The organism is Asticcacaulis sp. MM231 (assembly GCF_964186625.1).
Classification (GTDB): domain Bacteria; phylum Pseudomonadota; class Alphaproteobacteria; order Caulobacterales; family Caulobacteraceae; genus Asticcacaulis.
In genome coordinates, this window is sequence record NZ_OZ075110.1 from 375,605 (window position 1) to 399,709 (window position 24,105).

Annotated in this window: 16 protein-coding genes; 9 read left to right on the top strand and 7 right to left on the bottom strand. The window is 59.4% G+C overall.

Annotation, left to right across the window (positions count from 1 at the left end):
- Nucleotides 1–37 precede the first annotated feature (37 nt).
- Nucleotides 38–1,669 carry an alpha-L-fucosidase gene (locus ABQ278_RS20815; protein WP_349322933.1) on the bottom strand — a complete coding sequence of 544 codons (1,632 nt, stop codon included), beginning with the start codon at nucleotides 1,667–1,669 and terminating at the stop codon, nucleotides 38–40.
- Nucleotides 1,670–2,098: 429 nt separating this feature from the next.
- Complete coding sequence (locus ABQ278_RS20820) at nucleotides 2,099–4,975, bottom strand: TonB-dependent receptor (RefSeq protein ID WP_349322934.1); 2,877 nt, start codon at nucleotides 4,973–4,975, stop codon at nucleotides 2,099–2,101.
- 571 nt (nucleotides 4,976–5,546) lie between these two features.
- Here ABQ278_RS20820 and ABQ278_RS20825 point away from each other — a divergent pair.
- From ABQ278_RS20825 to ABQ278_RS20855, 7 genes are all read left to right on the top strand, one after another.
- On the top strand, nucleotides 5,547–7,151 hold the full coding sequence (locus tag ABQ278_RS20825) for a sulfotransferase (RefSeq protein WP_349322935.1): 1,605 nt from the start codon (nucleotides 5,547–5,549) through the stop codon (nucleotides 7,149–7,151).
- Nucleotides 7,148–8,278 carry a glycoside hydrolase family 95 protein gene (locus tag ABQ278_RS20830; RefSeq protein WP_349322936.1) on the top strand — a complete coding sequence of 377 codons (1,131 nt, stop codon included), beginning with the start codon at nucleotides 7,148–7,150 and terminating at the stop codon, nucleotides 8,276–8,278. Before ABQ278_RS20825 ends, ABQ278_RS20830 begins: the two co-directional genes overlap by 4 nt.
- A gap of 955 nt (nucleotides 8,279–9,233) precedes the next feature.
- Nucleotides 9,234–9,515: a glycoside hydrolase family 95-like protein gene (locus ABQ278_RS20835; protein ID WP_349323062.1), complete on the top strand. Its 282-nt coding sequence runs from the start codon at nucleotides 9,234–9,236 to the stop codon at nucleotides 9,513–9,515.
- Nucleotides 9,512–10,198, top strand: a complete 687-nt coding sequence (locus ABQ278_RS20840; protein ID WP_349322937.1) for a hypothetical protein — start codon at nucleotides 9,512–9,514, stop codon at nucleotides 10,196–10,198. Before ABQ278_RS20835 ends, ABQ278_RS20840 begins: the two co-directional genes overlap by 4 nt.
- 105 nt (nucleotides 10,199–10,303) lie before the next feature.
- A complete protein-coding gene (locus ABQ278_RS20845) occupies nucleotides 10,304–10,912 on the top strand; it encodes an aspartyl/asparaginyl beta-hydroxylase domain-containing protein (protein ID WP_349322938.1) in 609 nt (202 codons plus the stop codon).
- Between the two features lie 8 nt (nucleotides 10,913–10,920).
- Nucleotides 10,921–11,313: a protein-export chaperone SecB gene (gene secB, locus ABQ278_RS20850; RefSeq protein ID WP_349322939.1), complete on the top strand. Its 393-nt coding sequence runs from the start codon at nucleotides 10,921–10,923 to the stop codon at nucleotides 11,311–11,313.
- 100 nt (nucleotides 11,314–11,413) lie between these two features.
- Nucleotides 11,414–14,131, top strand: a complete 2,718-nt coding sequence (locus ABQ278_RS20855) for a glycoside hydrolase family 3 C-terminal domain-containing protein (protein ID WP_349322940.1) — start codon at nucleotides 11,414–11,416, stop codon at nucleotides 14,129–14,131.
- A gap of 6 nt (nucleotides 14,132–14,137) precedes the next feature.
- Here ABQ278_RS20855 and ABQ278_RS20860 read toward each other — a convergent pair whose 3' ends face one another.
- From ABQ278_RS20860 to ABQ278_RS20880, 5 genes are all read right to left on the bottom strand, one after another.
- Entirely contained in the window at nucleotides 14,138–15,118 is a 981-nt protein-coding gene (locus ABQ278_RS20860) for a BadF/BadG/BcrA/BcrD ATPase family protein (protein WP_349322941.1), read from the bottom strand.
- Nucleotides 15,119–15,178: 60 nt separating this feature from the next.
- On the bottom strand, nucleotides 15,179–16,348 hold the full coding sequence (locus ABQ278_RS20865) for an SIS domain-containing protein (RefSeq protein ID WP_349322942.1): 1,170 nt from the start codon (nucleotides 16,346–16,348) through the stop codon (nucleotides 15,179–15,181).
- Nucleotides 16,341–17,651: a D-tagatose-bisphosphate aldolase, class II, non-catalytic subunit gene (locus ABQ278_RS20870; RefSeq protein WP_349322943.1), complete on the bottom strand. Its 1,311-nt coding sequence runs from the start codon at nucleotides 17,649–17,651 to the stop codon at nucleotides 16,341–16,343. Before ABQ278_RS20870 ends, ABQ278_RS20865 begins: the two co-directional genes overlap by 8 nt.
- A 218-nt stretch (nucleotides 17,652–17,869) precedes the next feature.
- Complete coding sequence (locus ABQ278_RS20875; protein WP_349322944.1) at nucleotides 17,870–18,790, bottom strand: EamA family transporter; 921 nt, start codon at nucleotides 18,788–18,790, stop codon at nucleotides 17,870–17,872.
- 10 nt (nucleotides 18,791–18,800) lie between these two features.
- Complete coding sequence (locus tag ABQ278_RS20880) at nucleotides 18,801–20,885, bottom strand: glycoside hydrolase family 36 protein (protein WP_349322945.1); 2,085 nt, start codon at nucleotides 20,883–20,885, stop codon at nucleotides 18,801–18,803.
- Between the two features lie 146 nt (nucleotides 20,886–21,031).
- On the opposite strand from ABQ278_RS20880, the gene ABQ278_RS20885 reads away from it, so the two are divergent.
- Together ABQ278_RS20885 and ABQ278_RS20890 are read left to right on the top strand one after the other, a co-directional pair.
- Nucleotides 21,032–22,117 (top strand): amidohydrolase family protein, encoded by a 1,086-nt coding sequence (locus ABQ278_RS20885; protein WP_349322946.1) that lies wholly within the window; start codon nucleotides 21,032–21,034, stop codon nucleotides 22,115–22,117.
- Between the two features lie 7 nt (nucleotides 22,118–22,124).
- A complete protein-coding gene (locus ABQ278_RS20890; RefSeq protein ID WP_349322947.1) occupies nucleotides 22,125–24,047 on the top strand; it encodes an NPCBM/NEW2 domain-containing protein in 1,923 nt (640 codons plus the stop codon).
- The last annotated feature ends 58 nt before the right edge of the window (nucleotides 24,048–24,105 follow it).

Consider the following 24,105-nt stretch of genomic DNA (forward strand, 5'->3'; position numbering starts at 1 on the left):
TGATGTCAGTTTTTAGAAGGTTGGCACAAAGCTGCGCTTAACGGGTCTCGATCCGGTAGACATAGGCGAGCTGTTCCGGCGCGTTGGCCGGGAAGGTCAAGGTCAGACCCTCTGCCGTCTGGCGGAAAGCCACGCTTGCGTCCGTACCCAGGAGGTGCACGCTTTTCACCGGGTAATCGCTGCGGATCGAGGTGATGGTCACTTCGCCAGCCGGGCGCGTCATCTCGATGGCGTAGAGCACGTCGTCCTTCACCGTGAAGCGGAAATCCTGCGCGGTATAAGGCCGGCTCTTGCTCTCCGCGAAAGTGCCCGATGCCGTTTCGGTCGGGCCTTCGCCAAAGGTGACCCACGGCCGCGAACCATAGATGGCCTCGCCATTGACCTTCAGCCAGGCGCCCATTTTCAGGAGCGTATCTTTGGCGCCATCCGGGATGCGGCCATCGGCGTGCGGCCCGACATTGAGCAACAGATTGCCGTTCTTCGAGACGACATCGGCCATCAGGTGAATAAGCTGTTCGGCTGACTTGTAGGTGTCGTTTTCGATATAACCCCACGACTTGTCGCTGATCGAGGTACAGGTCTGCCACACATCCTTGCGGATGCCCGGCGCCTGACCGCGTTCGATATCAAGCACGCCCGCGCCGTCGGCGAATTCGCCAAGCTTGTAGTTGACGATGGCCGAGCCGCCTTCACGGGCCGCCTTGTTGTAATACCAGGCGAGGAATTTCGGCAGGGTGTTGCGGAAGGAGGGCTGGCCGATCCACCAGTCGAAATAAACCAGCTCGGGATCGTAGCGTTCGACCAGCTCGGCCTGACGCGCCAGCCAGTCATCGAGCCAGTCTTGCGAGACATAGGTGTAGTCACCGAAGAGATCGACATCGCCGCCAGCGCCGATGATGCGGCTCTGCGCTGGGCCATAGAGGCCGGCATGGGCGGGATCGGAGACATCCGACGGGAACTTGCGGCCTTCATCGAAGAACCAGTCATGTTCGGCGCGGTGCGATGACAGGGCGAAATGCAGACCTTGCGCTTTTATAGCCTTGGACATTTCCGCTAAAAGGTCGCGCTTTGGCCCCATCTTGACAGCGGTATAATCGGACAGATGGCTGTCATACATCGAGAAGCCGTCATGATGCTCTGCGACCGGCACGACATAGCGCGCGCCGGCGTCGCGAAACAGCTTGGCCCAGACGCTGGCGTCAAAGGCCTCCGCCTTGAATTGCGGGATGAAATCCTTGTAGCCGAACTGGGTATGCGGACCATAGGTCTTGATATGGTGCTCGTAGGCCGCACTGTCCTTGATGTACATATTGCGCGAATACCATTCGCCGCCAAAGGCCGGGATGGAATAGAGCCCCCAGTGCACGAAGATGCCGAACTTGGCGTCGGCATACCATGTCGGTGTCTGATAGGCCTGCAGCGCCGCCCAGTCCGGACGGAACGGACCGTTGGTATCACCCTTGTCGACCTCGGCCAGCCAGCGCTTGCGCTCAGGCGCATATTTCTGCGTCGCCTTCAGCCACTGCTGATCGCGTTCGACCGGTGTTGTGTTGTCGTTAGAAGCCGCCAGCGCCAGACCAGGCACACCGAGCCCAGCTAAAACCCCTATCCCCAGAGCGCCTTTTAACAGATTACGGCGCGACATCGTGTGGTGATCGTCGGACTTCATGGGCAGTCTCCGGCAGGCAAACAAAGGTGGCAGGACAGACGCCTTGACCCTTGCAAAAAAAGATCAGCGTCTCGGTTTAAGAGGCGCTGTACCAAAGCCCGTAAAGGGCTCGCAAAGCAAGGATTTGTGCGTCGGGTCCGGTCAAATAAACGTTTACAAAAAGGAAGCGTGCATTCGGCGAAATCTGGGAAAAATCTTCCGCCGAATGCAACGCACAATGTTCTCAAGGCCAGCGCAAAAGCGCCTTCAGGATATCGACCCACACACACATTTTATCGAAATCTCAGGCGGTTCATCAAGGGATAGTCAGGGAGGAGAGCTATCGGGAGAAGCCGCCTGCCGGCAAGACGCGCGAAACAGCAACGAGGCTTTAAGAACACAGACAGGAATCTCCCCGCGCCCTGAGATCAGAGCACGGGGAGGATAGGCTTACTGCATCTTGTATGTCACACCGAAAGTGATGCGCGTACCATACTTGGACCAGCTAAGCGGCAGACCGCCAGTGGTGTACGGGTGCTGCAAATCGTCAATGATGTTTTGCGCCGATACATTGAAGGACAATTGGTCATTCAGATTATACGAAGCAGAGGCATCGAGCTGGCCCCAACCATCAACGTAATTGGCCGGCACCAGATCGCTGGCGAGCTGAGTGTTATACTTGCTGCGCGCCGTGTAGGAAATACGTGCCTGAATCGGGCCCTTTTCATAATACGGCGAGATTGTGTAGCTCCAACGCGACAGATAAGGCATCGGCAACTTGCCGCTGGTCTTATTGAAGTCGTCAGTGAAGGAGCCATACTGCTGATCAAGGAAGGTCACGTTGGCCTGGATGCCGAAGCCCCACCACAGGTTGCCTTGGTAACCAACTGAAATGCCCGGGATCTTCGCATTACTACCGTTGAGCGGCGCGTAAATCAGCATGTTTTCAACGCGATTACAGTTACGGCCGACCGTACCCATGCAATAACCTAGGGCACTTTCGGGCAAAGTCACGTCGACGAAGGTGTACTTCTTGACAATGTAGGACTCAACGTCCTTATAGGTCAGGTCGACGTTAAACAGGCTGTTCGGTCCGAAATACCATTCGTAGGAAGCGCTGTAGTTGGTGGCGCGGTAAGGCTTCAGGTCGGGATTGCCACCCGTGCCGCCGAACACTTGCAGGCCTTGTGCGACTGTGCTGTAACGATCGAGGCTATACTCAACCTGGCCGGACATGTCGGCGAAGGTCGGACGCGACATAACCTTGCCCGCCGAGAAACGGATCATCATGTCATCAGTCAGATCGTAAGCCGCGTTGAACGACGGCAGGACGTCATCATAGCCCTTATTGATCGTAATCATTTCTTCATTCCACGGATAGTAGTCCATGGTCGAACGATAGGTTTGCTCGTTCTGTGTCTTAGCGTAACGCACGCCAACATCACCGTGCCACTTGCCAGAACGGAAGTTGGCCTGGACATAGGCGGCGTCGGTCTTCTCAGACGTATCCCAGAAGTTGCCGGCATCACGGAAATCACCCGCCGCATTGCCTGGGCTCTTGTTGGCGATCGAGTAATCGATCACAGCTTGCTGGGTCATGGCGACATAGGAGAGCAGATCGCCACTGGCACCCAGACCGTCTACAAGTGCGGGATCACTCAAGTAAGTATCAAAATCAGCCATCGTGCCGGTCACGTCAAATACCGTGTTGAAAAAGTGCGGTTTATTGACGTTTTCGTGCTTCTGATACTTATAGCCGAACAGGATTTCGGTGAAAGGACCCCACTCAACTTCACGCTTGAAGTCGAACTTGGCATAGTCGATCTGGTCGGTCGTCACAGCCGTTTTGACGAAGCCCGCCTGATCACCCTTCTTGCGGGTGGCGAACAGGGTCGGGTCAGAAGCCGGCTTGTCAAGCGTCAGGGTCGCGCCATCCGGCGTCATCGACCAGCTGCCCGAATCCGTTCCATAGAAGCTCAGGTAATACTCAGGATCGGAACCACCCAACGCCTTAGTGCTTCCGATATCCGATTCAATAGTCCACATACCAGGCGTCCACTTGCCCTCCAGGTTATAGCTGGTGGTATTGAGTTTGGAGCGCTTGTAATATTCGTCCATACGCACCGCGAATGTACCGGTGCCGCCAGTGACACCAGATTCGTTGGTTGTCACAGAATTCATCTTGGTCGGATAGAGATTGCCGCCTTGAGCGTTCAGGATCGCATCGCCCGCTCTGGCGATCCGCTTACCATTACTGTCATACTGGTCGGTCATATAACGAGTGTAATAGGGATTGGTCTCATTCCAGTTGACACTGAGATCAGTTTCGAAGAACTGCGAATAGCTGGAGAAATCGCTATCGATGGCGGTACCGGTGAAGTTAAATTCCAGATCATCGCTGGGCTTGAACTGCAGGGCCAACTGATAGGTCTTGCGCTCGCGGCTTTCAAGGCTAGACGAAAGAGCGATATAGGTCGGCACCAGCATGTCTTCGGTCAAAGCCGGACCGCTTGTTACTGTAGGTAAAGCCGACGGGTTTGTGAAATTGCCGTCAGCATCGCAGGTTTTGGAGCTATTCGAGACACCACCCCAATGCGCTGCGTTACAAACCGACTGGTATCCAGCACCGATCGAGCCACTGCCCAGTACGGATTTATTGTAGGCGTAGCTGACCAGCATGCCAAAGCGGCCGCTATCATCCTTGGTGCTGTAGAAGAGGGAGTAACGAGGATCTTTTTCTTTGTTGCGCTCGTTGATGTTATAATTGTAGTTGAAAGAGGCGGTGTTCTTCGGCAGCGACAAAGGCTTGCGCGTATTGACGATAACCGAACCACCGATCCCACCTTCTTCAAGGCGAGCTTCCGTCGTCTTGTAGACTTCAACATTGCCAATGAGTTCAGGTGCCAGAGTGCTGAAGTTGAAGCTGCGGCCGTTGTCACGATCACTCGCTCCGGCATCGGCCGTGGCCAAAGGATTGCCGTTCAGCGAAACATTGATCAGGCGCGAATCTATACCGTTGATAGCGACCTTGTCGCCCTCACCGCCGCCCGTGCGATCCACCGTGATGCCCGGCAGACGCGACAGCGATTCGGCCACGTTCACGTCAGGGAACTTGCTGACGTCTTCAGCTGTGATGACGTCGATGTGCGCGGAGGCCTTGCGCTTCACGTTCAGCGACTTTTGCAGGCTCTTGCGCACGCCTACGACGATGACTTCCTGCGCTTCAGGCGCTGCAGCCGGAGCCGCAGCCTCTTGCGCAAAAGCGCCCCCTGAGATCATAACGCCCGTAAGGGCCGTCGTGATCAAAGCATAAGATTTTAATTTCATTCCCTATTTCTCCAACTTTCCGCATGGCGGAAATGCTTCAATACATGTGCAAATTACTCGCCCAGGCCGTCGCTAATACCTTTTTGATACCAAAATTCCCCGGTACGTAGCCACTGGTGAAACAATTCTTACATATAAAATAAGAAATGCGTCAAACCCTAGTTTAATCATCCTGTCATATTTCAAGCAAGTGAGGAACCAAAGTCCAACGTTGTCATTACCATTCGCACCTTGTCACAATTTCGCAATAACATTTGGATTTAATCTTTTACGCGAAAAGTGATTGAATTATAATCGAATTGTCGCGCTGCGAAATCGAACTTTCGTACATGCATTTCGTCATAGACGTGTTGCTTTTCCATCACATACTCTGCGATGAAATTAGCAGAAAGCCATGATTTTAACGCTTTGCAAAAATAACGTCTCGACGCGCGGCCATATTTTGGCAAAGGTTATGACACATTTCCAGTATTGTCTTAAAAGGGCATTCTGAACTTAAATTGGTATTGCAAAAATGGGTAACCGGCTATGGTCGCGGCCACCCAGAACCTATGAGTTTTCTAGATTATCCATGATCCGCCCCCCACCAGACCACCCCACCCTTCTCGCTGCGCGTGACGCCTTCAAGCGCGGCGACATGCGCGCGGTCTTAACGCAAGCGCGTCTGGCGACAAGGACAATGCCCGTGTCAAGCGAAGCCTGGTGGCTCCTCGGCACCGCCGCCAATGCTGAGAGTGACGTCGTCACAGCCGCCCATGCTTTTGAACAGGCCGCTCTGCATGCGCAGCCTGGTTCGCCGGCCAAGTCGCAAATGTTCGTGCTGCGCGGCCCGCCACTCATGGGCGACGGTCGCATGGCCGAGGCCGTGGAGACCACGCGCTCAGGTGTCCGCTTAGGGCTTGGTGATCCCGCGAGTCTCGTCAAGGCCAGCTACACCCTGACCAACGCCGGCCTGCCGCAAGAGGCCCTGCCACTGGCGCAAAAGGCAGCAGAGCTTAATCCCAGACACGCCGAAGCCTGGTATAGCCTCGGCAGTGTTCAGCGCACGCTTGGCGACATCGAAGCCGCTGAGACCGCCTTCAAGACCTCAATCACTCTGACAAAATCGCCGATATCGGCCTATTTCAACCTGGCCTATCTGAAGCGCTGGACGCCGGATAACAATCACATCGCAGAGCTTGAAGCCTTGTCGTGCCAGAGTAGCCTGGAGGCCTGCCGCGTCGCTTACGCCCTCTTCAAGGAATATAACGACACCGGCCAGTTTGATGCCGCGCTCGACTGCCTGCAACTGGGTGCCAGCCTTGCCAGGAAGCTGGAGACCTGGACCTCGGAAGAGGAAGCGGCCATGGTCTGCGCCTGGAAAGAACACCTGCCAGCACAGCGTTTCACCACGCGCGATGATCGTCCCCGCAGCGGCCCCAAACGCATCTTCATCATAGGCCTGCCACGTTCCGGCACCACCCTGATCGAGCGCGTCCTGGCGGCACACAGCCAGGTGCAGGCCATAGGCGAACTCAAAGCCTTCGGCGTCGCCACCCGCAAGCTGTGCGATCTGGCGACCCCCGCCCGTCTGGACCCGGAGGTCATCGCCGCCGCCGTCAAGCTCGATCCGCGCGACATAGCCGAGCTTTACACCCGCGAGACGGCCTATCTGCATGATGGCAGCAGCGCCTACGTCATCGACAAGCTGCCGAACAATCACGAATACGCCGGTCTGATCAGGCTGGCCTTCCCTGACGCCCTTATCATTGGCCTCGACCGCAATCCGATGGACGCCCTGTTCGGTAGCTATAAGCTGCTGTTCACCGGCGCCTACGGCTGGTCCTACACGCTGGACGATCTCGCCGACCATTACGGCCATTTCCGCGACCTCATGACGTATTGGAAACAGGTGCTGGGCGATGGCCTGATCGACGTCTCGCTGGAGGCGGTCATTCAAGATCCCGAGACCGAAATCCGGCGCTTGCTGGACGCCTGCGGCTTGCCGTTTGAAGAGGCCTGCCTGCGTCCGCACGAAGCGAAAGGTGCGGTCTCCACGGCCAGCGCCGTGCAGGTGCGCAAGCCGATCAACGCCGAAGGCGTCGGAGCCTGGAAACGCTACGCAAACCATCTGGAGCCCCTGCGACAGCGCCTCGGCGCCATGGGCTACCTCCCCCTCAACAAGGAATCCTCATGACCGATCTGACCCGCCGCGCCGCACTGGCCTCGCTTGGCGCCCTGCCCATCTGGAGCACCTTGATCACGACGGCCGAGGCCGCCCCTAGCGGTGAGCGAGCCACCAAGCGGCTACGCTTCAAGGCGCCCGCACAACAGTGGATTGAAGCCCTACCCGTCGGCAATGGCCGGATCGGCGCCATGGTTTTTGGCGGTATATCAAGCGAACGCCTCCAGCTCAATCATATCGAACTGTGGTCGGGCCGCCCCGCCGAAGACGATCGCCCCGAAAGCCTGGCAGCCCTGCCGGACGTGCGCCGCCTGTTGTTTGAAGGTCGCTACCTGGAAGCCAACCGGCTGGCGCAGGCCCAGATGATGACGCCCATGAACGCGGAAACCTACGGCTCTTACCAGATGCTGGCCGACCTGTTGCTGGACATCGAGCACGACGGGGCGATCAGCGATTACACCCGCGAACTGGATATGGCCACCGCTTCGGTCCACGTACGTTACAAAGCCGGCAAGGCACTCTATACGCGCACGGTTCTGGCCTCCTTCCCCGACAAGGTGCTCGCTGTGAAGCTGGAGACGACCGCGCCCACCGGTCTGAACCTGACGGTAAAACTGGCGCGCGGTCAGGATGCGACCACCACTACTGAAGGCGATCATCTCCATCTGTCCGGTCGGCCAAAGCCGTTCGGTACGCAGTTCAGTGCCCGCCTCACCTGCACAAACGTCGGGGGATCAGTGACCGCCACGGGTGACGGCTACAAGGTGGCCGGCGCGAAAAGCATCGTGCTTCTGCTGACCGCCGCCACCGACCTTCTAAACCCCGATGCGAAAAGCCAGTCCCTGCAAGCCCTGTCAGCGGCGCGCTCCGCGACCTGGGCCACACTGGTACGCCGCCAGCAAGCCGATCACTGTGGGCTGTTTGACCGGGTCGCGCTTGAACTGGGCAAGGCCCCGGCCGACACGACCGCCGAACTCGCGCCTGAATGCGGTCAAGCAGGGCACCAGCGATCCGGCCATGGCCGAAACCTATTTCAATTTTGGTCGCTACCTCTTGATCTCGTCGTCACGGCCCGGCTCCCTGCCGGCCAATCTGCAAGGCCTGTGGGCGGACGGTTTCGCACCGCCCTGGAGTTCTGATTACCATACCAACATCAATGTGCAGATGAACTACTGGCCGGCCGAGGTCTGTGGCCTCGGCGAACTGCATACCCCCCTGTTCGATTACACCGAACGCCTGCTTCCGCACGCCGAAACCACCGCCCGCGTCGCCTATGGCTGCAAGGGCGCCACCGTTCACTACACGACCAACCCGTGGGGGCACACGGCGCTCGATGGCCAGCTTGAATGGGGTATGTGGCCCGAAGGGCTGGCGTGGCTCAGCCTGCACTTCTGGGAGCATTATCAATTCAGCGGCGATGAAGCTTTCCTGCGCGCCCACGCCTATCCGCTTCTGAAAGCCTGCGCCATGTTCTCGCTCGACTACCTGGTGCCGCACCCCAAAACCGGCAAGCTGGTGGCCGGACCGGCGACCTCCCCGGAAAACACCTATGTGTTAGATAATGGCGATCGCGGCAACATCACCATGGGACCGGCCATGTCGCAGTCCATCGCCTTCTCAGTGCTCGATCATTGCCGCCAGGCCGCGCGCCGGCTCGAAATCGATCCGGAGTTGGAGGCCAGGTGTGATCAGGCGATCAGCCGATTGAAGCGTCTGGAAATCGGCACCGACGGCCGTATCATGGAATGGCCGGAGGCCTTCAAGGAGGCCGAACCGGGGCACCGCCATATCTCTCATCTGTTCGGTCTCTATCCCGGCGATGAGATCGACGCCCACGCCACGCCCAAATTGGCCGAGGCCGCGCGCAAGACCCTGACGGCCCGCCTTGTCCACGGTGGCGGCCAGACCGGCTGGAGCGCAGCCTGGCTGACCATGTTCCGCGCCCGCCTCGGTGAGGGTGATACGGCAGAAGCCATGCTGACCAAACTGTTCCGCGAATCGACCGCCGCCAACTTCTTCGATACCCACCCGGCTGACAAGGCGCCCATCTTCCAGATCGACGGTAATCTCGGCGCTACGGCCGCCATGGCGGAAATGCTCATTCAGAGTCATGGCGGCGTTCTGAAACTGTTGCCAGCCTTACCCGCCGCCTGGCCAAACGGCCGCGTCACCGGCCTGCGCGCTCGTGGCGGCATCAAGGTCGACCTCCTGTGGGATAAGGGCGCAACCCAGGCCGTGATCCGGCCGTCGTACGATGTCAACATGGCCATCCTGCCGCCACCGGGGCAGGCCTTTGTGGCCGGCGCACCCAAGACCACCAAGCTGAAGGGCGGGCAGGTCTATAAACTTACCTGCGGAACAATAGGCAAGACATGATCGTTTCCGACACCTTTGCCTTTCTCCACCTGCATAAATCGGGCGGCACCTTCGTCAATCATATGATGATCAAGTGCCTCGCGTCGGCCAGGCGCGTCGGTTATCATCTGCCGTATAGTGAAATGCCGGACACCTGCCGTCATCTGGCTGTGCTTGGCACGGTGCGTAACCCGTGGGCCTATTATGTGTCGTGGTACCATTTCCAGAACGGCCAGGAGCGGCCCAATCCGCTCTTCCTGATTTGCAGCGAAAACCGCTCGCTCGACTTTGCCGGCACGATCCGCAATCTCGTGACCCTGGCTGATGACTCGGCGCGCGTTGAGCGGCTGGCTGAGGTGTTCCCGGATCATTTCGTCAATTACGGGCTCAATCTCAGGCAACAGTGTATCGAGAGGATTCGCGGTTCCGGCGCGGGATTTTACAGCTTCCTCTATAACCGGCTTTACGCGGGCGCCGCCTCTCCGAACATTATCCCTATGGAGCGTCTGCGCGAAACCCTGTTTGACATGCAACTCGGTCTGAACGCTCAGGAAACCCTGCTAACACGCGACTTTCTGCGATCGGTGCCGAAGCTGAACGTCAGTGATCACGGCGCTTATCAGGATTACTACACGCCCGAACTCAGAGATCTGGTGGCGCTGTGGGATCACCAGGTGATTGACGCCTATGACTACAGATTCTGACATTCCCATGGGTATTGGCAAGGCGGATAACAAGGAAACGTTATCTGTAGACATCGCTATTTTCTTGAGGATAGGCTTCCAACAAAGTCCGCAACGGTTACGCATATGAATTTTGCCCACGATGCCCAGAAACTGGGAGCCTTCGATATTGCCGAGCTAAGAGCCGTGGTCGCAGGCTTCGACGACGAGGTATGGAACGCCGACGCCAGCCGGCAGAAGGCCTTCGACGCGCATACCAGCACCCAAACCCTCAAGCTGATTGCCGACAGCGACTTTCGTCATACGAACCCCACCGTTCATCCGGCCTTCACGACCCTTGAGCACCTGCTTAACCCCTTTATGGCTCATATCCGCGGGTATTATTTGCAGACCATGCGCCAGCGCATCGTGGCGGAGAAGAACGGCCCCGGCTATTTCATCCGCGCCCTGCTGACGCGGCTGCCGTCTAAGGCGTCCATCAAGCCGCATATTGATGATGGCGAGTCCCTGAAGCGCTGCCATCGCATCCACGTCCCCATCATCTCGAACCCCGACAGCCTGTTCATTGTCGGCAACAAGCGCTTTCATATGCCCGAAGGCGAAATGTGGGAAATCAACAACCGCCGCACCCATGCCGTCATAAACGACGGCGCAGAGGCCCGTGTTCACCTCATCATGGACTATGTCCAGCCCGGTGAAACCGTATTCGACCTCGAAGGCCCCCTTACCGCTTAGGATATCACATGACGCAAACCTTAAAAATCCGCCAGATCTACCTCAAGGACCTGTCCTATCAGGCCCCGACCGGAGCCGAGATCTTCACGCGCGAATGGTCGCCCAAGGTCAAGGTCGATATGAAGCTGGAAAACAGCCATCTGTCGGGTTCGCTTTACGAGGTCGTCCTGACGCTCTCGATCGTGACCACCAGCGCAGGCAGCACCGCCTATATGATCGAGCTTATGCAGGCTGGCATCTTCGAGCTCACCGGCTACACCGATGCCCAGCGCGAGCAGGTTCTTGGCGGCAAATGCGCCAGCATTCTCTTCCCCTATGCGCGCGAGACGGTTGAAGGCCTGTTGATGAAGGCACGCCTCCCGGCGCTCATCCTCGACCCGATCGACTTCGAAACGAACTGAACAGGTGCGCGGCAGATCGTCTTGACGGCCGCCGCCTTTCAATGATACCGCTAACATAATAGCGCACCCAGAGGCGCGAGGTTACACAGGGACAGCTCACATGTTACAATCGGCCACGCTCGCAGACCGCCTGTTACTAACCGCAGCGCCACTCGCCGTGGGACTGGCCGTCATGCTGTCGCCGATGGCCGCACAGGCCGCGACGCCAGACGCGTGCACGAGCGCGCCTTGCGCCTTTCTCGACAAAAACCTGACACCGGAAGCGCGCGCCCGCGATCTCGTCAAGCGCATGACGCTTGAGGAAAAAGCGGCGCAGATGCAGGACAATGCGCCGGCCATTCCGCGCCTCGGCCTGAAGCGCTATGGCTGGTGGAACGAGGTGCTGCACGGCGTTGCCCGTGCCGGTTCCGCCACCGTCTATCCGCAAGCCATCGGCCTGGCCGCCACCTGGGACGCACCGCTGATGGACCGTATCGGCGACGCCATCGCCACCGAAGGCCGCGCCAATCACAACGCCGCCCTGAAACGCGATCCTTCCGGCACCGATCGCTATTTCGGCGTCAATTACTGGTCGCCCAACATCAATATCTTCCGCGATCCGCGCTGGGGCCGGGGCCAGGAAACCTATGGCGAAGACCCTTACCTGACCGGCCATGTGGCGACCCGCTTCATCCACGGCATCCAGGGCGATGATCCGCTCTATTACAAGGGCATCGCCACACCGAAGCACTTCGTCGTCCATTCCGGACCGGAACCCTTGCGCCACGGCTTCAATGTCGATGTGTCGCCGTTCGATCTCGAAGACACCTATACGCCCGCCTTCCGCGCCGCCATTGTCGATGCCAAGGCGGATTCGCTGATGTGCGCCTATAACGCCATCGATGGCGCGCCGGCCTGCGGCAGCCCCTTGCTGCAAAACCTGCTGCGCGACGACTGGGGCTTCAAGGGCTTTGTCGTCACCGACTGCGATTCCATCGATGATATGTTCACCGGCCACAAACTCTATCCCGATGCGGCGGCCGCTTCGGCAGCGGCGGTCAAGGCCGGTTCCGATCTTGACTGCGGCCCGACCTATCAGGCCCTGCCCGACGCCGTAAAGCGCGGTTTGTTGACGGAAGCCGATATGGACCGTTCGCTGGAACGCCTGATGGCGGCGCGCATCCGCATGGGTCTGATCGACGGCGGCGTCTATGATCAGATTCCGGCCAGCGCCATCAATTCAACGGCGCATAGGGCTCTGGCGCTCGAAGCCGCAGAAAAAGCCATGGTGCTTTTAAGTAATCCTAAGGGCGTGCTGCCGCTCAAAGGGTCGGAGCGCATCGCCGTCATCGGGCCCAATGCCGATCTGCTGCAAAGCCTTGAAGGCAACTATACCGGCGCGCCGGTCGATCCGTCCTTCCCGCTCCGTGCCCTGCGCCGGGCTTTCGGCGCGGACAAGGTGACCTATGCCGCCGGTGCACCGTTGATCGACGGCATGCGGATGCCGGTGCCGGAAACCTTCCTGAAACCGACGGCCGATAGCTCAGCGCAGGGCTTAAAGGGCGAGTATTTCGACAACACGAGCTTTGATGGCGCGGCGAAGATAAGCCGCATCGATCCGGTCATCAATTTCGACTTCTATCGCACAGCACCCGAAGGCATGAAGCCGCTGGGCTTTTCGATCCGCTGGACCGGCGTCATCACCCCGCCGGTGGCGGGCGCCTACAAACTTGGCTTCCGTATGTCCGCGCCGCGTCAGGGCCAGCCCCTGCCCGACGTCAAGGTGTGGGTGGACGGCAAGCTGGTGGTAACGCCCGAGCTGTCACAAGCCGCCGGCAAGGACCAGGCCTTCTGCGGCGACGCCTGCGCCAAGCCACCGATGGCGCCGGTGGATATCACCTTCACCGACACCAAACCGCATGACATCCGCATCGATTACGTCCGCGCCGTCGAGGACCGCGCCCTGTCGCTGGACTGGATAGCCCCCACGCAGCCGCTGGTCGCCGCCGCGGTCGAGGCGGCCAAGGCCAGCGATGTCGTGGTGGCCTTTGTCGGCCTGTCGCCCGATCTCGAAGGCGAAGAGATGGCGGTCAACTATCCCGGCTTCTCCGGCGGCGACCGCACCAGTCTGGCCCTGCCGGCCGCGCAAAAAGCGATGCTTGAAGCGGTCAAGGCGACGGGCAAGAAACTGGTCGTCGTCTATATGACCGGCGGGCCGGTCTCCGATCCGTGGGTTGAGAAAAACGCCGATGCCGTCCTGCAGGCCTGGTATCCCGGTCAGGCCGGCGGCGAGGCCATCGCCAATACCCTGCTCGGCAAGAACAATCCGGCCGGCCGCCTGCCCTACACCATCCACCGTGATGTCGCCGATCTGCCGCCTTTCGAAGACTACGCAATGGCCAACCGTACCTATCGCTATTTCAAGGGGCCGGTGATGTACGCCTTCGGCCACGGCCTGAGCTACACAACGTTCGCTTACGACAAGCCGGCCTTGTCCGGGACCGCGATCAACGCCGGTGACGGCGTCAAGGCCCGCGTGATGGTGCGTAATTCAGGTCAGCGTGATGGCGATGAGGTGGTGCAACTCTATGTCACCAAGCCGGGCGATACAGCCAGACCAGTGCTGGCGGGTTTTTCGCGTGTGCATTTGAAAGCCGGCGCCTCGCAAAGCGTGACGCTCGATCTCGACGCCCGCGCCCTCTCGCAGGTCGACAACGCCGGCGCCCGCAAGGTCTTGCCCGGTCATTATGTCATCTATCTTGGCGGCGGCCAGCCGGATGACGTCAAGACGGTATCGGCGGAGCTAGTGGTCAGCGGCGAGAGCAAGCTGCCGAAATAGCTGTCGTTAAGACGCCGTTACGGGCCGGGCGAGCGCGTGCAGGAATTCCGGACGCACTGCGCCCAGCGATTTACGCTCGGCGAAGATCACCGACCCGATCGCCGGCGAATAGAGCGGCGCCCGCACATCGTACATCATCGAGAAGCTGTTGAGGTGCCGGCGGAAGGGCTCCAGAATAAGCGCCCCACAGCGGAACACGCCGCCCGAATAGGACAGGGCAACAGGTTCATCGGCGCCATAGTGGAGGTTAAGGCGGATGGCGTCGACGATGGCGGCCAGTTCGTAACCGGCGCAATCGAAGATGCGCAACGCTACGCGGTCGCCCTGCTCCGCCGCCTCTGCCACAAGTTTCGACATGGCGGCGATACGATCGCGTGATGGCGCTTCACGCCCAAAGACATGGCCGCAGATATCAAGATCGTTTTTCAGATCCATGGCCTGCATGAAGATATCGTAGAGCGGCCCTTTGGCCAGGCGGCCATCGCCCATGCGTGAAAAGGCGTTTAAGCCCGAAATCGCGATCCAGTGCGCCGAACCCTCATCCGAGAAAACCTCGCCCCAGCCGCCACCGCGCGCCGAAATGCCTTTTCGTTCGCCATAACCGATCGAGCCCGTGCCGGCGACGATATTGATACCGTCGGCACCGCCGAGCGAACCGGCCCAGCCGCAGATCATGTCATTGCCACAGGTGTAACGGTGATGGCCGAGCACGGCTTCGGGCACCACATCGAGCATGGCCTCGGCGGTCGAATCCTCGCCATAGGCCGGCAAACCAAAAAAGGCATGGTCGACGTCGGCCGCCGTGGCGCCCACTTGCTCAAGCACGGCATGAACACCCTGTGACAACAGTTCATGCAAGCCATCAAAGCCGATCTGGATATAGTAGCTTGTGCCGGTCTGATGGCTGGCGACGACACGCCCACCCTGATCGACCAGAACGAATTCCGTCTTGGTGCCACCACCATCAACGCCGAGAAGATAGCCCATAAGCGCTTTCCAAAAAGTGTGACGCCCTTTTTGGATCAAAAAGCGCACCACTAAAGTGTCCTATACTACCCCAGTTCGTGAAATCCGCACGCCCTGCACCACGCGATTGACCGTGCCCGACGTATTGGGCTTATCCGGCGTCAGCTTGTGGTTTAGGGCCTCCTGGAAGGCGAAGATCTGCGGTCCGATGATATAGGGGAAAAGCAGATCGGTATCATCCGCCGTTTCCAAGCCATGGATGCGCACCGTATCGGCGGCCTCGACGCCGACACCGTCCTGCCCCGTGATGGCGATGACGCGAGCGGCGTCATTGTCCTTGCGCAGTTCATCGAGCAGGTCGGCATCGTAACAGCGCGTATAGGCGTTGTTGGAAAAGAACACGACAACGAGGGTCTTGGCATTGACGATCGTCTTCGGTCCATGGCGGAAGCCGAGCGGCGAGTCGAACATCGTGACGCGCGCGCCATTGGTCAGCTCCAGCAGTTTGAGGCCAGATTCGCGCGCCAGGCCTTGGAAAATATGGCTGCCGAGATAGACGATGCGCTCATAGCCCTGCGAGGCCGCCGTCTTCATCATAACGGTGTAGTCGTTGATCGCGCCTTGGGTGGCGGAGGCGATCGCTTCGATGCGGCCTTGCATGGCGTCGATGCCAGAGAAGACGGCCAGGCCCGCATACATCATGCAGGAGAAGCTCGACGTCATGGCGAAGCTGCGATCGTGGGTGGCGTCGGGCAGCAGGATGGTCAGGCCTTTCGAACCCTTGCCATAGCCGGCGAGCGCGCCATCGGCGTTGCAGGTGATGACGAGGTGATGCAGGTCGGTGACGAAACGGTCGGCCAGTTCGACAGCGGCAACGCTTTCGGGGCTATTGCCCGAACGGCCAAAGGAGACCAGAAGCGTCGGCGTATCGCTCTCGAAATAAAGCTGAGGCGCACAAGAGAAATCAGTCGTCGGGATCGCCTCGACGCGCTGTTTCAGCCTTGCCGACAGCGCAGGGGCCAGGCAGTCACCGATAAAGGCTGAGGTGCCGGCGCCGGTCAAGACGATGCGGACCTTGCGGGCCAGCAAGGGGGCGAGGAAGGTTTCGATCTCTTTTTGCTGCGCCACCAGCAGGCCTTGTGTCTGGCGCAACATCTCCGGCTGTTGTTCGATCTCACGCGCCGTCCACAGGCCACCCAGCTTTTCCAGAGTGGTTTCATCCAGGCCCAAACGGGCGACTGTCTCAGGCATAAATCAACTCCAGGGCACTTACAGTTTCAGGGGTACAGGCAGCGTAATAGGCATCAAGCGTGGCGCCGATATGCGCGATGACCAGATGTTCCGGTGTCAGCTTCAGCCCGCCATCGCGGATAATAGCATAGGCGTCGGGCAAATACTGACTGACCAATGCCAGGGGTGGCGCGCTGCGCGTCAGGTTTTTGAACATCACCTCTTGCGCGGCGGTGATCTGGCCGTCCGGCCAGTAATAGCGGATGCGGTCCGACAGGCTGTATTGCAGGTCGAACCGCAGATCAGCGCCGGTGGCGTGATAATACTTGGTCCAGTTCTTTGGCTCGGCCTTCATGCGCTCGACAACGACATCGCGGAAACCGGACTGTTGCTCAGGCACGATCCACTCGCGCTCGATCGCGTCGAGCGCCCACAGGGCTTCACGCAAGGCGAAGGTGACACCGGGCCCCACCTTCAGAACAGCGAAATGATCCTCCACCAGTTGTTTCAGCGCCTTCGGCGTCTGGTAATCGGTCGAATGCGCCTCAAAGACAAGCGTATCGAGCTTATCGAGCGCATGGCTGAGCTTGACGGCCTTGGCGCGATCATAGTCGATGACCTTGTGGTGATCGAACTCGACGCCCGGCTGAACGACGGTGGCGATGACACGTGGCCAGGCCTGATTGAGGCCCAGTTCAGCGAAGATAGCCTTGTGGGCGTTGATCGTGACGAGCGCCGCTTCGGGCGTGGTGACTTCCAGCTCTGGCAGGTCTTCGTGTGCGCCACCGGGTACCGGCACTTCGGTACCGATGACGTAGACGGGGGCTTCGCCACCGACGCGCTGGTGGGTTGTTTCGGCGATCGCGATCAGACGCGCCGCACGACGGGCGATCGTATCTTCCGGCAGCGGCACCGGATCATCGGCGCACGACATCGAGCAATCGGCGTGGATCTTGCGGAAACCGGCGGCGACATAGGCCTCAATCAGAACCTCGGCCTTGAGCATGGCCTCATCGGCGGACAGGTGGGTCCACGGGTTCGGGCCGAGGTGGTCACCACCCAGCACGATACGGTCACGCGACAGGCCGATACGATCAGCTATGGCGTAAACGAAGGCGACGAAATCGGCCGGCTGCATGCCAGTGTAGCCGCCGTCCTGATTGACCTGGTTGCAGGTCGCTTCGATCAGAGTGATATCGGCGCCGACCTTGAGGGCATGGGCAAAGCTTGCCTCAACCACAAGCGGATGGGCCGAACATACCGACGTTATGCCAACGGCCTTGCCAGCCTTGTGCCTGGCGACCAGATCGAGCATGGCCTTCATGGGATATCCTTACGAAGAGGAATGGGTGTTGCGCCGACCCTAGCGCTTTGACGACAACAACGCAATCAAAACAATGAAAACGAAACATGCAAAATGATCTTTTTGCCGAAAAACGTCCCTGCATCCGGCAAGAAAGGTTACAAAAAGAAATAACAGACACAAAAGGCCGGCCTTGGGGGAACAAGACCGGCCTCACGCAGCACAGGAAGGAAAAGGACTCAGGCCGCCAAAGCCAGCAAGGCAGAGGCGATCACCGCCAGAACAAGACCGACGATCTTCAATTCCCCGGGAATGACATTGGCGACGATGAGCGAAATGACCGCGGTCACCAGCGGGCCACCCGCATTGGTCAGCGGCGCCACCACGATAGCCTTGCCATAGCGAAAGGCAAAGACAAGGCAGAGCGCGCCGATGGCATTGAGAATCTGGATACTCGCCGCCAGCCAGGGACCATCGAGGCCGAAATTGATCGGCTTGGAGACGTCCGTCATCATAAGGGCGACCGGAATCAGCATCAGGCCGGTCAGCATCATGTAGAAGAAGATGCTCTCGCCGGTCATGGAGTTGTTGGCCAGCTTCATGAAATAGGCCTGCACGCCCCAGCACGCCATAATGATCAGGGCGAGCGGGAACCACACCCCGCCGTTCATGAAGGAAAAGCCCTTATCGGGCGAGAAGTCGAACATCGGCAGAGCGATCAGGGCCAGCACAACACCGAGCAGGCCAAGCTTCGTTGTCCGTTCTTTGAGGAACAGGGCCGACATCAGGATGGTGACGAGCGGCGACAACGAAATCACCGGAAAGATCAGATAGGCCGGCCCCGTATTGACGGCATAGAACAGCACCATCTGGCCGCCGGCGCCCAAAAGCCCGATAACAAGACCGTAGAGGATGGCGCGCGGAGTATGATCGAGCTTCCAGCCGGCCTTCCACAACACGTAGAGCGCCGGCAGGATCATGGTCAGGGCCCAGACGCAGTAGGTCAGGGTTTCCGGGAAGCCGCGTTGCGCCGAAATGCCGGTAAAGGCGCCCCAGACGCCCCACAAACCCACCACGCCGAGTGCGTAGATCAGCCAGCGCTTGCCGTGGGTCGTCACGGGTGTTGCAGAGGATGCGCCTTCCGGCATGGGCTCGTTCATCTTATCCCCCTTAGATTGGCGTGGCTTCGATCAGCAGGAAGCGCTCGAAACGGGCCGGTATACGGTTGGCGACCGGCGTCACCTCGCCCAGCGCCTTGTCGTTAAAATAGTCGACCAGCTTGTAGCGCTTTTGGGTCAGACCACGCAGTTCAACCTCGCCGGCCCATGCGTCGGCGTAGAAGGCATAATAGAGCTTGCCGTTCTTCTCGACCGCATGGGCTTCGGGCGTGTCAAAGCCGATATCGTAGAGTTCGCCACGATACTGGCCGGTGGCAAGCTGCTTGTCGTTGTAGAGTCCGATCCACTTGCGCCACAGCGCTTCACGCTCCGGCGTGAGCTGGTAGTTCTCATTTTTTTCATGCCCCGGACCCGGCCAGGCGAACTTGGTCGATACGATGCCGCCGATCCCGACGGTCGAGGCGAAATCGTTACCGCCATCGGAAAGCTCGACGTGATCACCGGCATAGGCGGCATCACCCCCCATCAGAGCCTTAAGTGATTTGCCCTTCAGGCGCACCTGCCACGAAGACAAGGGATCGGAGGCCGGTACATGGTTGGTATAGGGCAGATTATGGAAGGCGTAAGACGTGCCGCACGGACAGAACTCAACGACGGCTTCGGGATTGGCCTCGCGCGCCGTGTCGTAGATCAGCTTCCAGAAATCCTGCAACTGCTCGACAAACTCTTCCGGGCGCGCGTGGTTATGCGCCGGATTGTAGCACGGCGCGACGCCATTCATATGCTGGCCATCGAGCTTCAAGCCCTCATAGCCCCACTCGCCGATGATCTTCCTGATCAGCGCCTTGTGGTAATCCTTCGTCGGCTGATAGGCCGGGCACAGATAGAAGGCGTTCCACCAGGTGACGTTCTGCACCGCGCCGTCCTGATTGAGCAGCAGCATGTCGGTGTGATCGTGCAGCAAGTCCGTGCCCGGATCCGTAGCCAGTGGCGCCAGCCACAGGCGCGGCCGCAGGCCCGCCGCCTTGATCGAACGCACAAAGGCGATCATGTCGGCATCCTTGCGCGGGAACTTCTTGGTGTCGAGATGCCAGTCGCCTTCAGAGGTCTGCCAGCCGTCGTCGAGCACCGCCCATTTTAAGCCCACATCCCTGGCCTTGGCCAGGGTGCCCTCGATCTCCTCGACTGTGAAATTGCGCTGATACCCCCAGGCGCACCACACCGGCTCATAGGACGAGGCCGGCGGTTTCGGCGCCGCCAGACCGCGATCGGCCATGACCTTGCGGTAGGTGTCGAGCGTGGAGAAATAGTCGCGTGTGTGCACGCTGACAAAGGTATCGAGCGTTGTCAGACTGTCGCCGCCGGCCAGTGTCACGGCATGGTCGTAACGGATGGCGACGCCCGCACCGGCGGGCGTGGCGATCAAAGGCAGGGAGATCAGTTTCGGCGCGGTTTCGATATGGCCAACCGCCAGACCGGCATCCGGCCGCCAGACATCGACGACCGGTGTACCGCTGCCATAATCGGAAGCGTTCATGCCCATGAAATTGGGCTGGTCGAAACCGGCCTTGACCGGCTGCACCCAGTCGCGGCGATCGTCATGTGACGAACCGGAGAATGACCAGAAGCCGGCGCCGCTGGCTTTAAGGATATGGGCGTGGCTGGTCCAGCTTGCGATATCGAGAGGCGTGGACCTGGTATTGCGATAGGTGACACGCGTGACGGCGAAACCGGGATAGCTGTCATAGAGGGTGATCTGGACGGTCTTTTCGACACCCTCGGCCGAAACGCCGCGAATCGTAAACGCCCTGCCCTTGCCGTGCGCATCCTTGACCGGTTTTTCCGCCTTATCCTTGTACGTAAAGCGATCAATGCTCTTGCCATCGGCAAGGATAAGCGTTTCCGATGGCGCAAAATCGGTCAAGGCCACGGTCGTGCCCCTGGCGCGCAGGCTGACGCGGCTGCCAAGACCCAGATCAAAATCGAGCATGACAGCATCATCGCCAAAGCTGGCCACGGCCGCCGATTGTGCGAAACCGGAACGGGCCATCAGGCCGGAGGCGATCACCGTGCCGGACAGAAGCGCAAGCAGTCCGCGCCTGTGCAGGCCGCCAGAGGTCAGTCCTTGAGGTTTCATGCGTTTGCCCTCCGTGTTGGCCGTCATCTGAGGCAGGGTTCATTTTTAATCTTGCATATGTCAAATTAAAAAGGCAAACAAAAAGACACGAAAACGCAACATTAAATTTCGTTTTATTTGTTTTCATGCCAATTGGGAGCCGACTGATGATCCGCAAGCGCCGTCTGTTGATAAGCCTTCTCACCACCTCGGCCTTGCTGGCCACCGGCGCCTGCGCCACCGAGGCCAGCTACAGCGTGGCCGATTTTGCCGCCGTGAAGAAGTTCGACGCCCACGTCCACGTCAATGTCACCGATCCCGCCTTTGTCGATCAGGCCAGGGCCGACGGTTTCGAGATCCTGTCGATCAATGTCGACTATCCGGCCTTTCCGTCGATCAAGGATCAGGCGACCGCCGCGCACAAATTCCACACCGCCGACCCGAAACACTTCCACTACGCCACCACCTTCACCATGAAGGGCTTCACAGGCGCGGACTGGGTCAAGACCACCAACGCGCATCTCGATTCAGAGTTCAGGCAGGGGGCTGTCGCCGTCAAGGTCTGGAAGAATATCGGCATGATCGAGCGCGATGCCGACGGCAAGCTGATCTTCCTTGATGATACGCGGTTCGATCCGGTCATCGCCCATATCATCGCCGCGAAGAAACCCCTGATCGCCCACCAGGCCGAGCCGAAGAATTGCTGGCTGCCGATGGAGCAGATGACGACCAATAACGACCGCGAATATTTCAGCCACCATCCTGAATATTACATGTATCTCCACCCTGAGATGCCGACCTACGAATTCCTGATGGCGGCGCGCGATCGCTTCGTGACGCGCCACCCCGATCTTGCCTTTGTCGGCGCCCATGTCGGCAGTCTGGAATGGAGCGTCGATGAGGCGGCCAAATTCCTCGACGCCCACCCCAATGCCAATATCGAGCTGGCAGCGCGCATGACGCAGATCCAGTATCAGTCGGTGCGCGATTACGACAGGGTGCGTACCTTCTTCATCACCTACCAGGACCGCATCATGTACGGCACCGATCTGACGCTCAATCCGGGCGAGGATACGGCCGCCTTCAGATCAGCGGCGCACGCTTACTGGCTGGGCGACTGGACCTATCTGGCCACGCCCGAAGCGCAGCATGTCGATGATATAGACGCCGATCCGAAAGGCCTGGCCCTGCCAAAAAGCGTGATCGACAAGATCTACTACGCCAACGCCCGACGCGAATTTATCCGTAAGTAGGATCACCATGCTTAAGGCCACCCTCCTCGCCTTCACCCTGCTGACCGCCCCGGCGCTCGCCCAAACCGCCACGGCGCAAGCGACCACGGCGCAAGCGTCCATTGATCCGCTGGCCCCCGCCGGCCGCTGGACCGGCGCCACAGCGGGCCGCAGCCCTACCCCGCCAATGGGCTGGAATTCGTGGAACGCCTTCCACACCGAAATCGACGAAGCCAAGGTGATGGGCACAGCCAGGGTGCTGGTCGATAGTGGCCTGCGCGATCTCGGCTACACCTATGTCAATATCGACGACGGCTGGTGGCTGAAACGCCGCACCAGTGACAACCGCATGCAGGTGCGCACCAAAATCTTCCCGTCGGCCAAGATCAAGGGCAGCGATACCTCCAGCTTCCGCCCCTTCACCGACACCCTGCACAGCATGGGTCTGAAGGCCGGCATCTATAGCGATATCGGCGGCAATGCCTGCTCGCAGGCCTATGACCTGCAGTCTCCCAACCTGCCCGAAGGAACGACTGCCGAGCGTCAGGTGGGCCTGCATGGCCATGTCCAGCAGGACATAAACCTCTACTTCGATGATTGGGGCTTCGACTATATCAAGGTCGATGCCTGCGGCCTCAATGTCTATGGGCCGGACGCCGCTATCGTTAAGCAATATAAGTATAACGGCTTTCCGCCGCTGATCGATCAGACCAGCATCAACCGCACCGATATTCCGGCCGTGCGCGCCCTCTATCAGGAGGTCGCCGACGCCCTGGCCACCAGCAATCCCGATGGCGATTACATCTTCTCGATCTGCGCTTGGGGTTCAGCCGATGTGCGATCATGGGGCAAGGAGGTCGGTAATCTGTGGCGGACCAGCGGCGATATCACACCGCAATGGACGCGCATGCTGCACACCTTCGACAGCGCCTCAACACGTGCCCTCTATGCCGGTCCGGGTCACTGGAATGACCCCGACATGCTGTTCATAGGCCACGGCGATTTCGATGAAAAGCATCTGACCGAGGCACGTACCCATTTTTCACTGTGGGCCATGATCAACGCTCCGCTGATGATCGGCTATGACCTGCGCAAGGCCCCGCCGGAACTGATGCGCATCTGGGCCAATAAGGATATCATCCGCCTCAATCAGGACAGCGGCGGTCATCAGGCTGTGCTGGCCTACAACTCCGACGACGTACAGATCTTCGTCAAGACGCTGAGCGATTCCGGCAGCAAGGGCGTGCTGTTGTTCAATCGCGGACTGACGCCGGCGGATGTGACACTAACACCTGAGCAGGTAAAGATGATCGGCGATGTCGCTCTCACCGATCTGTGGTCAAAAGAGGCGCTGACGCTGAAAGGCGAACTGAAAGTCACCCTGCAGCCGCGCGAATCCCGTGTATTTGAGGCCAAGGGGAAACTACAACTCCCTAATGGCGCCTATCTGTCGGAGATACCCGGCGCCATCAATGTGGCCCGTGACGGCATCATCACGCCGGAACCCGATCCGATCGTCCACCGTATGAGCAATCCGTGGGGCGCCACGATCAATGGTGGCGAACGCCCGACCTACACCGGCTGGGGCGGCGCGCAGGCCGATGCCACGCCCTATGATCAAACATTGAAGATCGATGGACATGCCTTTACGTCCGGCATCGGCATCCTGGCCAATTCGCGCCTGGAGGTGAAGGCAGACGGCTACACGCGCTTTGAGGCGAAGGTCGGCGTCGATGACAGCACGCGCAACCTGAAAGACAAGGTGGTGTTTCAGGTCTTCGGCGACGGCCGTCTGCTGACCGAGGCGACGGCGGCTTATGGGCAGGCGGCGCAACCTCTCAGCACCGACCTTGCCAATGTGAAGATCGTTGAACTGGTCGTGCGTAACACCGCTCAATCCAGCGACCTGCCGCTGGCTGTCACCTGGGGCGATGCGGCCTTGAGGCACTGACAGCGGCCCGCTTGGAGGTGAGCTCACCCCAGGGTAATCAACCACAACGTAACAAGGT